Origin of the sequence: Pseudomonas sp. S11P7 (assembly GCF_023195435.1) — a bacterium.
Lineage (GTDB): Bacteria > Pseudomonadota > Gammaproteobacteria > Pseudomonadales > Pseudomonadaceae > Aquipseudomonas > Aquipseudomonas fluorescens_G.
Genome location: NZ_JALPKS020000002.1, coordinates 4762126 through 4774294 on the forward strand (window position 1 = coordinate 4762126; position 12169 = coordinate 4774294).

A 12169-nucleotide genomic window follows, 5' to 3' on the forward strand; every position below is an offset into this window, starting at 1 on the left:
CAGCAAGTCGGCCTGCTGCCAGCTTTCTTTAGTCGCAATGTGCCATCACTGTGACGCAGGCCACGAATCATCAGCGAAAGTTGTCGCGCAGATCACCCTGCCGCGCGAGAAACCGCCCTGCCCGACTGCCATTTGCCTGGCCCTCTCGATAGCTCAACACGCCGTTGATCCACACCCCGTCAATGCCCTGCGCTGGCCGTTGCGGGTTGTTGAAGTCGGCGACGTCGCGCACTGTCGCCGGGTCAAACAACACCAGGTCCGCCCAATGGCCTTCGCGGATTTCGCCCCGCTCTTTCAAGCCAAAGCGCGCCGCCGACAGGCCGGTCATCTTGTGCACGGCGGTGTGCAGCGCAAACAGGCCGACGTCGCGACTGAAATGTCCCAGCACCCGTGGGAAAGCGCCCCACAGGCGCGGATGCGGGAACGGGTCTTCGGGCAGTCCGTCAGAACCGACCATCGAAAGCGGATGGGCGAGGATTCTTCTGACGTCGGCCTCATCCATGCCGTAGTACACCGCCCCGGCCGGTTGCAGACGTTTCGCGGTTTCTTCCAGCGACAGTTTCCATTCGCCAGCGATGTCGATCAGGTCGCGCCCGCTGACTTGCGGGTGCGGTGTCGACCAGGTGATGGTGATGCGGTGGGCGTCGGTGACTTGCTTGAGGTCCAGCGTCGAAGAACTCGCCGCGTAGGGATAACAATCGCAACCGACCGGGTGGGTTTTTGCGGCATATTCAAGCGCCGCCAGCAGTTGCGGACTACGCCCCCAATTGCCGACACCGGCGCATTTGAGGTGGGAAATGATCACCGGTGATTGCGCGTGACGGCCGATCTGAAACGCCTCGTCCATGGCTTCGAGCACCGGGGCGAACTCGCTGCGCAAATGGGTGGTGTACACCGCACCGAACGCAGTCAGTTCTTCGGTCAGTTGCATCACTTCATCGGTGGAAGCGTTGTAGGCACTGGCGTAGGCCAGGCCTGTGGATAAACCCAAGGCACCGGCTTCCAGGCTTTCGCGCAACTGCTCGCGCATCGCCGCAATTTCATCCGCCGTTGCGGTGCGAAACAGGTCGTCGAGGTGATTGCTGCGCAGCGCCGTGTGGCCGACCAGTGCGGCGACGTTCAGCGTGGTGTTGGCCGCTTCCACCGCCGCGCGGTAATCGCTGAAGCGTGGGTAAACGAAGGCAGCATGAGTGCCGAGCAGGTTCATCGGGTCCGGCGGATTGCCCCTCAACGTGACCGGCGCAGCGCTGATGCCGCAGTTGCCGACAATCACCGTGGTCACGCCCTGGCTGAGCTTGGGCAGCATCTGCGGTTGGCGAATGACCACAGTGTCGTCGTGGGTGTGCACATCGATGAAACCCGGCGCCAGCACGCGGCCGGCGGCGTCGATTTGCTCAGTGGCGCTGGCGTCAGGCAGGTCGCCGATGCGTTCGATGCGGCCGTTGAGAATCGCCACGTCGGCTGCATAGCCTGGGGTGTTGCTGCCGTCGATGACCAGAGCGTTGCGAATCAGCGTGTCGTACTGCATGTCAGTCTCCCAGCGGCAGGTGATCGTCGCCGCCACGGTATTCGTCGAGGGCGAGTTTGATCCGCCGCAGACGTTCTTGATTGTCTTCAGGATTGGCCAGCGCCAGCTCGGTGGCGAGCACGTCGATGGCCAGCAGCATGCCGTAGCGCGCTGCCGTCGGTTTGTAGATGAACGAGGTTTCTGCGCCTTGCAGCGGCAGGACGATATCGGCCAGTTCCGCCAGCGGCGAATCGGCGCGGGTGATGGCGAGGATGCGCGCGCCGTAGTTGCGCGCCAGCTCGACCGTTTCCAGCAGCTCCGGGGTGATGCCGGTCAATGAGCAAACGATGAGCACTTGCTCGGCGTTCAGGCTGGCCGCAGTGACGCGCATCATCACCGCGTCATGACACACCGCAATCGGATAGCCGAGACGCACCAGGCGCACCTGCAATTCATCGCTGCACAGGGTTGAGCATCCGCCCATGCCGAACGCATGAATCATCCGCGCCTGGCCGAGCATTTTCACCGCATCGGCGAAGCGCGATTCGTCAAAACCGGCCAGATGCTGGCGCAGCGTGGTTTCGATATCGCCGACGATCTGCCCGTAGAACGCCGACTGTTCAGGCGTGCCCGCCGGATCGAGAAAACGGCTGCCGACACCGCTGGCCTGGGCCAGTTGCAGGCGCAGATCTCGCAGGTCGCGGCAGCCGACCGTACGGGCAAACCGCGACAGCGTGGCGGTGCTGACGTCGGCGCGTTGCGCGAGGTCTTCGAGGCTGGCGCTGGCGGCGAAACCGACATCGTCGAGCATCAGCCGGGCAATCCGCCCTTCGCCGGCGCTGAAGGAATCCTGGCGGGCGCGGATCTGGTAGAGGATGTCCATGGACAGCGGGCTCCGGTTACAGCAGGTAAGAAAGGCCGACGGTCAGGCCGAAAGCGACCAGCGAGATCAGCGTCTCGAGCACGGTCCAGGTCTTGAACGTCTGCGCGACGGTCATGTTGAAGTATTCCTTGATCAACCAGAAGCCGCCGTCGTTGACATGGGAAAAGATAACCGAGCCGGCGCCGGTCGCCAGCACCAGCAATTCCGGGTGTGGATAACCCAGACCAATGGCCACCGGCGCGACCACCCCGGATGCGGTGGTCATCGCCACAGTTGCGGAGCCGGTGGCGATGCGCATCAACGCGGCGAACAGCCAGCCCATGAGCAGTGGCGACAGGTGAAATTCATGGGCGAGGCCGACGATCTGATCGGTGACGCCCGCGTCCACCAGAATCCGGTTCAAGCCACCGCCGGCGCCGACCAGCAGGGTGATGCTGGCGGTGGGCGCGAGGCATTCATTGGTGAACTTGAGGATCGATTCGCGGTTGAAGCCTTGGGCGATGCCGAGTGTCCAGAAACTCAGCAAGGTCGCCAGCAACAGGGCGATGACCGAGTTACCGATGAACAGCAGGAATTGGTTGAACCCACTGCCCGGGGTGGAAATCAGATTGGCCCAGCCGCCGATCAGCATCAGCACCACCGGCAACAGAATGGTCGCCATGGTGATGCCGAAACCGGGCAGCTTGTCGCGCGGCTCGCGGTCGAGAAATTGTTTTTCCAGCGGGTTGTCCGCCGGTAACTGAATGCGCGGCACGATGAATCTGGCGTAGAGCGGCCCGGCGATGATTGCAGTCGGAATGCCGATGGCGATCGCGTAGAGCAAGGTCTGCCCGACCGAGGCCTGATACGCCTGCACGGCGAGCATCGCCGCCGGGTGCGGCGGCACCAGCGCATGCACCACCGACAGACCGGCGACCATCGGCAGCCCGACCATCAGAATCGATACGCCGACTCGCCGCGCCACGGTGAAGGCAATCGGCACCAGCAAGACGAAACCGACTTCGAAGAACAGCGGCAACCCGACCAGAAACGCGATGCACACCATCGCCCAGTGCGCGTTCTTCTCGCCGAATTTATCGATCAAGGTTCGCGCCATCTGCTCGGCCCCGCCGGACTCGGCCATCATCTTGCCGAGCATCGTCCCCAGCGCCACCACCAGCGCAATGTGCCCCAGCGTCTTGCCGACCCCGGCCTCATAAGCCCCCACCACGCCCGACGGCGGCATGCCGGCGACCAGCGCCAGGCCAATGGAAATCAGGGTGATGACAATGAACGGATTGAGCCGGTAACGGGCAATCAACACGATCAGCGCAATGATGGCGACGGCGGCATAGACCAGCAGCCAGTAGCCGAAGGAAGGCGTCATGCGGTACTCCTCGAAAGGGTCACGTTCGAATGGGTTGTGAAACTCATAAATCATTTCGAGATCGAGATTTCAAACCGCATGAAAATAATTTTCGTGGAGAGGCAAGGCGTGTCGCTGATGGGTATGTGTTGTCGCGATCAATGAAAATCGTGGGGCGGGATTTACATGATGTTTCAATCACCGCAAACCAATGTAGGAGTGAGCCTGCTCGCGATAGCGGTCATTCAGCCAATGATGATATTGACTGTTACGCCGCTATCGCGAGCAGGCTCACTCCTACAGTTTGATCGCATTCTGCCAGACAGAATGCGCAAAACCTGTGGGATATAGCGTACGGATCACACCATTTCCTTACGAATCCATTCCACCACCGAAGTGCGCTTCGGCGCCCAGCCCAGCAGTTCGCGGGCGTGTTTACCGCGTACCCGACTGTTGGAGCCGAGGCCGTAGTTGGCCATCTCATAGCCCCATTCGGCTTCGGCGTCTTTTAGCGGCCAGTCTTGTGGCTGGCCCAGATTCAGCGCTGCGGCCATGGCGGTAGTCATGTCGATGAACGACGCTTCACCGCTTTCGACGAAGTAGAAGGTGCCCGGCACGTTCTTGCTCAGCGCCAGTACATAAAGCGCCACGACGTCTTCGATGTGCACGTTGGACCAGATGTTCTGCCCGGTGCCGACATGCCGCACCACGCCGCTTTTGCGCGCCTGTTTGAGCAAGCGCGGCAATTGCACGCTGTCGCGTTTGACGCCGAGGCTGTGACCGTAGATCAGCGTGTTGTAAATGACCGCGGAATTCACGTCGTCCTTCGCTGCCGCGAGGATCAGGTTATCGATCGCCACGCGGGCGGCTTTGTCCACAGTCGGCTCCGGCAAGTTATCTTCGTAGTAGATGACATCGCTGGATTTACCGCCCGACGCATCGCCGACGATGCTCGACCCGCTGGTATGCAGGAACACCTTGTTGGAACCGCGCAAAGCGTCGAGCAACGCTTCGACCGCGCCGCGATGGTCGCTGCTGGCGGCGTTGATTACCGCATCTGCCGCGCGGGCCTGTTCAGCGAGCAATGTTTGATCGTCAAGGGTGCCGATGACGGCGTTGATCCCGAGCCCCTTGAGCTCTTCAGCCTGTTCGGCACTGCGCACCAGACCGGTCACCTGATGCCCGGCCTCAACCAGACCGGTTGCGATAGAACCGCCAATAAAACCGGCGGCGCCGGTAACGAATACGTTCATGGAGAAACTCCCTGCGTGAATAAGTGATGAGGCAAGTATCGACCGCTGACCCTGATCGAAAAACCCGCCATCACCCAAATCACTCTTGCGCAGGAATCACGAATCAGCCTTTGAAATCTGCGCTGGCGTACGCCGCGAGTTTGCTCTGGATGAAATCGAGAAAGCACTGAATGCGCAGCGCCAGCTGCGAGTTGCGGTAATACACCGCGTTGATCGGCTGGCGATATCCGCTGTTGAATTCAGCCAGCAAGACTTTCAAGCGTCCGGCACGAATGTCATCGATGGTCATGAAGTGCGACAGGCAGGCAATGCCCTGCCCCTCCAATACCAGATGGCGCACAGTCTCTCCGCTGGAAGCGCTGATTGCGCGGGGTGATGGGCCAACGGTCGCCGTGCACGTAACGCAGCGGCCACTGGTTGAGGCCTTCGTTCTGGGTAAAACCGAGCAAGGTGTGCTCGCTGAGATCGGCCACTTGTCGCGGCGTGCCGTGCTGTTTCAGATAGGCCGGGCTGGCGACGATCAGCAACGGGCTGCAACCGAGCGAACGCGCATGCAGGGTGGAATCGGCGAGGGTGCCGATGCGGATGGCGATGTCGGTGCTTTGTTCCAGCAGATCGATGATCAGGTCATTGCTGTTGAGTTCGAGCTGAATGTCCGGGTAGAGCCGGCGAAACTCGTCGATGTAGGGCACGATGGCGTGCAGCATGAACGGTGACGCAGCGTTGATCCGCAGTCGCCCGGACGGGGTTTGCTGACGCGAGGACAGGCGCTCTTCGAGTTGATCCATTTGATCGAGAATCAGCTTGGCCTGTTCGAAGAAGTATCGGCCCTCCTCGGTCAGGTCCATGCGCCGCGTGGTGCGGTTGATCAGCGTGGTGTCGAGTTTGGCTTCCAGCCGCGACAGCGTGCGGCTGACCGCCGACGGCGTCTGCCCGACCTGTTCGGCTGCGGCGGAAATCGAACCGCACTCGATCACGCAGACGAAAATCTGCAATTCATCGGATCTGGCTTTCACGGGTGTCCTCTGCTCGATGGGCCTGCCACGCAGGCGCAGGCCCTCGATAGTAGCCGAGCATCAGCCCTTGAGGCCAAACACCTCGGTCAAATGCTGCGCGTAACGCGCCACGTCGTTTTCGATGTTCGGGCGCTTCATCACGTCGACGCAGAGGAAGGTTGGCAACGCGGTCATGCCGAGAAATTCGTTGGCCTTGTGAAACGGGAAGTACACCGCGTCGACGCCTTTGGCTTCGAAGAAATCGCTCGGGTCATCGAAGGCTTGCTGCGGTGCGTTCCAGGTCAGCGACAGCATGTACTGCTTGCCCTGGATCAGGCCGCCGCTGCCGTATTTCTGCGACGCATCGGAACGGGTGCGGCCATCGCTGGCGTAGAGGCTGCCGTGGCCCTCGGTGAACACTTCGTCGAGGTACTTTTTCACCGTCCATGGCGCGCCCATCCACCAGCCCGGCATCTGGTAGACGATCACGTCGGCCCAAAGGAATTTCGCCACTTCTTCGGCGACGTCGTAGCCCTCGTCGATGAAGGTGGTTTTCACATCGACACCGCCACGGTCCAGCACGCTCAGCGCGGTTTCGTGCAGGGTGGCGTTATAGCGTCCATCGGAGTGAGCGAATTTTTTACCGCCATTGAGCAACAGCACTTTTTTCATGACAAAGCCTCAGCGCAGCCATTGGGCTGGATGGAAAGTGGAAATGGAATGGCGGCAGATTAACGGCTCGCGTCGCGCGGAATAAGCCACGCCAGCGCAAAATACATTTGATCAATAAGCACGAATCGAATGTCCATTGTTGCCGTAGCATTCGGCGTTTTCATGAATACGAGGACGTTGTGATGAGTGAACGCGAGGGTTTTATCCTGCACGCCAAGACCCGCCCGGAACGCGCCGAGGCCTTTGAAGCGCTGTTTCGCGCCTATGTCGAACCGAGTCGCGCCGAGCCTGGTTGCATCGAATACCACATGCTGCGCGACAAGGAAGATCCGACACTGTTCATCTTCTACGAGATCTGGGAGTCACGGGCACACCTGGACGAGCACTCGAATCTGCCGCACATGAAGGATTTTTTCGCCCTGCGCATGGACTATCTGGAGCGCGATTTCGACATCCGCTCGATCGACATGCTCAGCGCTTCCTCGGCTAAGCGCTGATCAGCAAATGGGCGCCGAGCGCGCCCAGACCGATAAAGAACACTCGCTTGAACAGCACCGCACTGATGCGCTGGCGCAGCCATTGGCCGAGCCACATGCCGAGCAGGGCCGGGATCAGCACCAGCAACGACGCACCAAGTTCGCCGCCCCCCAGCGCACCGCGCCAGAGCAGGCCTGCGGCCAAGGCAAGCGTCGACACCGTGAAGGACAGGCCCAACGCCTGCACCAGTTCATCGCGGCGCAAGCCCAGCGCTTGCAGGTACGGCACCGCTGGAATCACGAACACCCCGGTGGCCGAGGTGATGATGCCGGTGATCAAACCGCAGAGCGGACCGAGCCAGCTTTCATGGCGCGGGCTGACGCACAGGGTCGGCAGAAACAATCCGCTCAACGCATAGAGCAACAGCGCCGCGCCCAGCCCGCGCACCACCCAATTGCCGCCAGCCATGCCGATCCACAGCGTGCCGATAGCGGTGCCGAGGAAGATCAGCAGCAACATCGGCCAGAGGCGTTTGATCAGACCAGTGAGATGCCCGCCGAATGCCAGTTGCCAGAGATTGGTTAACGTTGCCGGAATGATCAGCAGCGCCGCTGCCTGCGCGGGCGCCATAGCCAGACCGAGCAGGCCCATGGCGACTGTCGGCAGGCCGAGGCCGATGACGCCTTTGACCGTGCCGGCGAGCAGAAAAGTGAGAATGACCAGCAGGGACAGGGCTGGGCCGAGGTTTTCGTAGAAATCGGTGAGTGTGTGCATGAGCAGCACTGTGCGCCAGTCGGGGCTGGCTGAAAATCTGCCATATACTGAGGTTGCCTCTTCCCTTGCAAGAGGCTGATATTTGCAGTGATGCATCTGGCCTCATCGTTGGCAAGCCAGCTCCCACAAGATCTCGGTTGTTCATCCATTTAGAGATCAACAATGAAACCTGTGGGAGCTGGCTTGCCAGCGAAAGGGCCAGCCCAGACACCATAAAAATCAGAGGCAACCCCCATGCACTTCGACCTCACCGACCTGCGCCTCTTCCTGCACATCCTCGACACCGGCAACATCACCGCCGGCGCCGTCCGCAGCCATTTATCCCTGGCCGCGGCCAGCGCCAGAATCCGCGCGATGGAAGCTTCACTCGGTACCGAATTTCTCGAACGCGGTCGCCGTGGCGTGACGCCGACGCCCGCGGGCAACGCCCTCGCCCGCCATGCGCGGGTGATCCTCCAGCAGGCCGAACGCATGCAGCAGGATCTGGCCGATTACGCCCAAGGCGTCAAAGGCCAGGTGCGCCTGCTGTGCAACACCACGGCGATCACCGAATACCTGCCGGAACTGCTCGCAGACTTTCTGCGCAGCCATGCCAATCTCGACATCGACCTGCAGGAACTGCCGAGTGCGCGCATCACTCACGCTTTGCGTGAGGGCGCGGCAGATCTCGGTATCGTTTCTGACGCGGTCGACACAAGCGGCCTACAGACTCAGGCATTTCGCGACGATCCCTTGGTGCTGATTCTGCCGCTTGATCACCCTTTGTCTGACGCCGTCGCAGCCAATTTCAGTGACGCGTTGCAGCACGATTTTGTCGGACTCAGCGCCGGTAGCGCCTTGGCGATCTACCTCGAAGAACAAGCGCTGCACAGCGGCGCGCGCATGTCGGTACGGATTCGCGCCGAAGGTTTTGACGGGGTTATGCGCATGGTCAGCCGGGGCGCGGGGCTGGCGATCGTGCCGCTGGCAGCGGTCGAACGGGTGGCGTCCGGAAGCTTCAAAAGCGTCGCGTTAAATGAACCCTGGGCGCGCCGCACCCTGATGCTATGCGCCAGAGACTTCAGCGCACTGCCGCCCTACGCTCAGGGGTTATTACACGCGCTGACCGATCCGCGCGTTTCTGAGCAGATCGATGTCGACCCCAGACAACTGGACGGCTACCGGGCGCTATAGGGTGCGACTTCATTCCTTAAGTCCACCTGCCCGGAGTCCTCATGACCGCGACCGCCCCCATCACCGTTCTGCGCGACACCCACCCGCTGCCGGTACTCGACGCCTGCAAATGGGAAAAGCTCGAAGGCGACCCACACACCGTCAACCTCAACGCCTACACCAGCGAAGACGGCAGCAAAATCATGGGCACCTGGATCTGCACACCGGGCAAGTGGCGCGTCGATTATGTGAAGTGGGAATACTGCCATTTCCAGGAAGGCTACTGCGTGATCACCCCGGACGGCATGGCGCCGATTCACCTGCGCGCCGGCGATATCTTCGTGGTCGAGCCGGGCATGAAAGGCACATGGGAAGTGGTCGAGACCGTGCGTAAGTATTTCGTCTTCGCCTGATGCAAAAAAGCCGGGCAATCACCCGACGTGATTTCCCGGCAAACATTATCAAATACGCCTCAATTCCCTGTGGAGCCAGCCTGCTGGCGATAGCGGACTGTCAGTCAACCATTTGTTGAGGCTGACGCCGTCTTCGCGAGCAGGCTCGCTCCCACAGGTTTTGCACCAAGGCTTTCTATTGCGGTTTGCGATAGCCGTTGATGATCGCCGAGAAATCCTTGCCGCCATCACCACGCTGACTCATCGCCTGATACAACTGCTGCGCCACCGCGCCGAGGATCACCGGCTGATGCGCCTGGCGCGCCGCTTCGGTGGCCAGGCCGAGATCCTTGAGCATCAGCTCCGCCCCGAAGCCGCCGGTATAACCGCGCGAGGCCGGCGCCGTTTCGACGATGCCCGGCCACGGGTTGTACATTTCCGAACTCCAGCAGCGGCCGGTCGAGCTGTTGATGATTCCGGCCAATACCGAGGTGTCGATGCCCAGCGCATCGCCGAGCGCCATCGCCTCGCTGACGCCGACCATGGAGATCGCCAGCAGCAGGTTGTTGCAGATCTTGGCGATCTGCCCGGTGCCGACTTCACCGCAATGCACGATGTTGCGGCCCATCTGCGCCAGCACCGGTTGCAGGGTGGCGAACAGTTCCGGCGTGGCGCCAACCATAAAGGTCAGCGTCCCGGCCGTCGCACCGCCGGTGCCACCGGACACCGGCGCGTCGGCCATGGCCACGCTGTGTTTGGCGGCAGCGGCCGCTACGTCGCGTGCGGTCTGCGGATCGATGGTGCTGCAATCCACCGCCGGCACGCCTGGGCGGATACCGGCGAGTACCCCCTCTTCACCGAGCCAGACGCTGCGCACATGCACGGCGGCCGGCAGCATGGTGATCACCAGTTCGGCGTCTTCGGCAGCCTCGCGCGCCGATGCGCGAATGGTGCCGCCCAGTTGCTCCAGTTCGGCCAGCACCGTTTTGTTCAGATCGACCAGATTCAGCGAGTGCCCGGCCTTGATCAGGTTGCGCGCCATCGGCGCGCCCATGTTGCCCAGACCGATAAATGCGATTTTCATGATCGAATCCTCAGCGCAGGTTGATGGTGGTGTTCACGCCGTCGTTGACGCTGTCGTCATCGAACCAGCGCGCCGTGACCGTTTTGGTTTGCGTGTAGAACTGCACCACTTGCTTGCCGTACGGGCCGAGATCGCCGAGTTTCGAGCCGCGCGAACCGGTGAAGCTGAAGAACGGCACCGGTACAGGAATCGGAATGTTGATGCCGACCTGGCCGACGTCGATTTCAGTCTGGAATTTGCGCGCCGCCGCACCGCTCTGGGTGAACAGGCCGGTGCCGTTGCCGAACGGGTTGGCATTGACCAGCGCGATGGCCTGATCGAGGGTGTCGACTTCCAGCACCACCAGCACCGGGCCGAAGATTTCCTGGGTGTAGATCTGCATGGCGGGGGTCACGCCGGAGAACAGGGTCGGGCCGACAAAGTTGCCCTGCTCGTAGCCCGGCACCTTGATGTCGCGACCGTCGAGTTCCAGTTTGGCGCCTTCCTTGATGCCGCTTTCGATCAGTTCGAGAATTCTCGCCTTGGCCTTTTTCGAGATCACCGGCCCCACGTCGGTGCCCGGCTCGTTGCCGGCGTTGACCTTGAGTTTCTGCGCCAGCGCTTTCAGGTCCGGCAGCCACTGCTTCGCCGCACCGACCAGCACCACCACCGAGGTCGCCATGCAACGCTGCCCGGCCGCACCGAAACCGGCGCCGACCAGCGCGTTCAACGCTTGCTCGCGATTGGCATCCGGCAGGACCACGGCGTGGTTCTTCGCACCCATCATCGACTGCACGCGTTTGCCGTGCTTGCCGGCCAGGTCATAGACGTGCGTTCCGACCGCCGTTGAACCGACGAACGACACGGCTTTAATGTCCTTGTGCGTGCACAGGCCATCGACCACATCTTTGCCACCATGCACCACGTTGAGCACGCCCGCAGGCACGCCCGCTTCGATCGCCAGTTCGACCAGCAGCATGGTCGACAGCGGATCCTGTTCCGAAGGCTTTAGCACGAAGGTGTTGCCGCAAGCGATGGCCATCGGGAACATCCACAGCGGAATCATCGCCGGGAAGTTGAACGGGGTGATGCCGGCGCACACGCCGATCGGCTGGCGCAGGGTATAGGTGTCGACGCCACCGGCAACGTTTTCGGCGAACTCGCCCATCTGCAGGGTACCGATCGAACAGGCGTGTTCGACCACTTCCAGACCGCGAAAAATGTCGCCCTCGGCGTCAGCGATGGTTTTGCCCTGCTCGGCGCTAAGCACCACGGCGATGCGTTTGGAGTGCTCGCGAATCAGCGCTTGCAGCTGGAGCATGATGCGCATCCGCGCGCCGATCGGGGTCAGCTTCCAGGTCTGGAAAGCGCGCTGCGCGGCGCTGACTGCGGCATCAACTTCGTCAGCGGTAGCAAACGGCACTTTGGCCAGCACTTGCTGGGTCGCCGGGTTGACGATGTCGTGCCATTCAGTGGTCTGCGACTCGACCCACTCGCCGTCGATCAACAGTTTGACCTTCTGCAGCGTGGTGTCGTTGGGCGTAAGCGATGCGTTCATGCTGGTCTCCATAACTTGTTTTTATCGGAGGAGCCAAGGCGAGAGGTTCGCCTTGAGATGAGGCGTGTGTCCAGAATGGTTGTCGGACGGTTTTTGGA

At 61.5% G+C, this 12169-nt stretch carries 11 protein-coding genes and 1 pseudogene; 3 read left to right on the plus strand and 9 right to left on the minus strand.

The genetic code is table 11. From position 1 onward, the window contains the following. Nucleotides 1–70: 70 nt before the first annotated feature. The 6 genes and pseudogenes from M0746_RS22000 to M0746_RS22025 form a co-directional block, all read right to left on the minus strand. Entirely contained in the window at nt 71–1528 is a 1458-nt protein-coding gene (locus tag M0746_RS22000; RefSeq protein WP_258450573.1) for an N-acyl-D-amino-acid deacylase family protein, read from the minus strand. A gap of 1 nt (nt 1529) precedes the next feature. Then, complete coding sequence (locus M0746_RS22005) at nt 1530–2390, minus strand: MurR/RpiR family transcriptional regulator (RefSeq protein ID WP_258450574.1); 861 nt, start codon at nt 2388–2390, stop codon at nt 1530–1532. 16 nt (nt 2391–2406) lie between these two features. Next, entirely contained in the window at nt 2407–3756 is a 1350-nt protein-coding gene (locus M0746_RS22010; RefSeq protein WP_258450575.1) for a GntP family permease, read from the minus strand. A 338-nt stretch (nt 3757–4094) separates the two neighbouring features. Beyond that, nucleotides 4095–4988, minus strand: a complete 894-nt coding sequence (locus M0746_RS22015) for an NAD-dependent epimerase/dehydratase family protein (RefSeq protein WP_258450576.1) — start codon at nt 4986–4988, stop codon at nt 4095–4097. 103 nt (nt 4989–5091) lie between these two features. Then, nucleotides 5092–6004 (minus strand): annotated as a pseudogene (locus M0746_RS22020) (LysR substrate-binding domain-containing protein). 60 nt (nt 6005–6064) lie between these two features. Beyond that, nucleotides 6065–6655: an NAD(P)H-dependent oxidoreductase gene (locus tag M0746_RS22025; protein WP_208938819.1), complete on the minus strand. Its 591-nt coding sequence runs from the start codon at nt 6653–6655 to the stop codon at nt 6065–6067. A gap of 182 nt (nt 6656–6837) precedes the next feature. On the opposite strand from M0746_RS22025, the gene M0746_RS22030 reads away from it, so the two are divergent. Further along, a complete protein-coding gene (locus M0746_RS22030) occupies nt 6838–7152 on the plus strand; it encodes a putative quinol monooxygenase (protein ID WP_258450577.1) in 315 nt (104 codons plus the stop codon). Here M0746_RS22030 and M0746_RS22035 read toward each other — a convergent pair. After that, on the minus strand, nt 7142–7906 hold the full coding sequence (locus M0746_RS22035) for a sulfite exporter TauE/SafE family protein (RefSeq protein ID WP_258450578.1): 765 nt from the start codon (nt 7904–7906) through the stop codon (nt 7142–7144). The genes M0746_RS22030 and M0746_RS22035 overlap by 11 nt on opposite strands. Nucleotides 7907–8140: 234 nt before the next feature. On the opposite strand from M0746_RS22035, the gene M0746_RS22040 reads away from it, so the two are divergent. Both M0746_RS22040 and M0746_RS22045 read left to right on the plus strand, forming a co-directional pair. Continuing rightward, nucleotides 8141–9079 (plus strand): LysR family transcriptional regulator, encoded by a 939-nt coding sequence (locus M0746_RS22040; protein WP_258450579.1) that lies wholly within the window; start codon nt 8141–8143, stop codon nt 9077–9079. Between the two features lie 41 nt (nt 9080–9120). Beyond that, nucleotides 9121–9471, plus strand: a complete 351-nt coding sequence (locus M0746_RS22045; protein WP_016770579.1) for a cupin domain-containing protein — start codon at nt 9121–9123, stop codon at nt 9469–9471. A gap of 175 nt (nt 9472–9646) precedes the next feature. Here M0746_RS22045 and mmsB read toward each other — a convergent pair whose 3' ends face one another. Together mmsB and M0746_RS22055 are read right to left on the minus strand one after the other, a co-directional pair. Continuing rightward, nucleotides 9647–10534 carry a 3-hydroxyisobutyrate dehydrogenase gene (gene mmsB / locus M0746_RS22050; RefSeq protein WP_258450580.1) on the minus strand — a complete coding sequence of 296 codons (888 nt, stop codon included), beginning with the start codon at nt 10532–10534 and terminating at the stop codon, nt 9647–9649. Nucleotides 10535–10544: 10 nt separating this feature from the next. Then, nucleotides 10545–12071 (minus strand): CoA-acylating methylmalonate-semialdehyde dehydrogenase, encoded by a 1527-nt coding sequence (locus tag M0746_RS22055; protein WP_258450581.1) that lies wholly within the window; start codon nt 12069–12071, stop codon nt 10545–10547. Between the last annotated feature and the right edge of the window lie 98 nt (nt 12072–12169).

Bases quoted from the DNA above. Each gene is read 5' to 3' on its own strand.
- M0746_RS22005 (WP_258450574.1), bottom strand. From the start codon at position 2,390: ATGGACATCCTCTACCAGATCCGCGCCCGCCAGGATTCCTTCAGCGCC.
- M0746_RS22000 (WP_258450573.1), bottom strand. From the start codon at position 1,528: ATGCAGTACGACACGCTGATTCGCAACGCTCTGGTCATCGACGGCAGC.
- M0746_RS22055 (WP_258450581.1), bottom strand. From the start codon at position 12,071: ATGAACGCATCGCTTACGCCCAACGACACCACGCTGCAGAAGGTCAAA.
- M0746_RS22045 (WP_016770579.1), top strand. From the start codon at position 9,121: ATGACCGCGACCGCCCCCATCACCGTTCTGCGCGACACCCACCCGCTG.
- M0746_RS22010 (WP_258450575.1), bottom strand. From the start codon at position 3,756: ATGACGCCTTCCTTCGGCTACTGGCTGCTGGTCTATGCCGCCGTCGCC.
- M0746_RS22030 (WP_258450577.1), top strand. From the start codon at position 6,838: ATGAGTGAACGCGAGGGTTTTATCCTGCACGCCAAGACCCGCCCGGAA.
- M0746_RS22035 (WP_258450578.1), bottom strand. From the start codon at position 7,906: ATGCACACACTCACCGATTTCTACGAAAACCTCGGCCCAGCCCTGTCC.
- M0746_RS22015 (WP_258450576.1), bottom strand. From the start codon at position 4,988: ATGAACGTATTCGTTACCGGCGCCGCCGGTTTTATTGGCGGTTCTATC.
- M0746_RS22040 (WP_258450579.1), top strand. From the start codon at position 8,141: ATGCACTTCGACCTCACCGACCTGCGCCTCTTCCTGCACATCCTCGAC.
- mmsB (WP_258450580.1), bottom strand. From the start codon at position 10,534: ATGAAAATCGCATTTATCGGTCTGGGCAACATGGGCGCGCCGATGGCG.
- M0746_RS22025 (WP_208938819.1), bottom strand. From the start codon at position 6,655: ATGAAAAAAGTGCTGTTGCTCAATGGCGGTAAAAAATTCGCTCACTCC.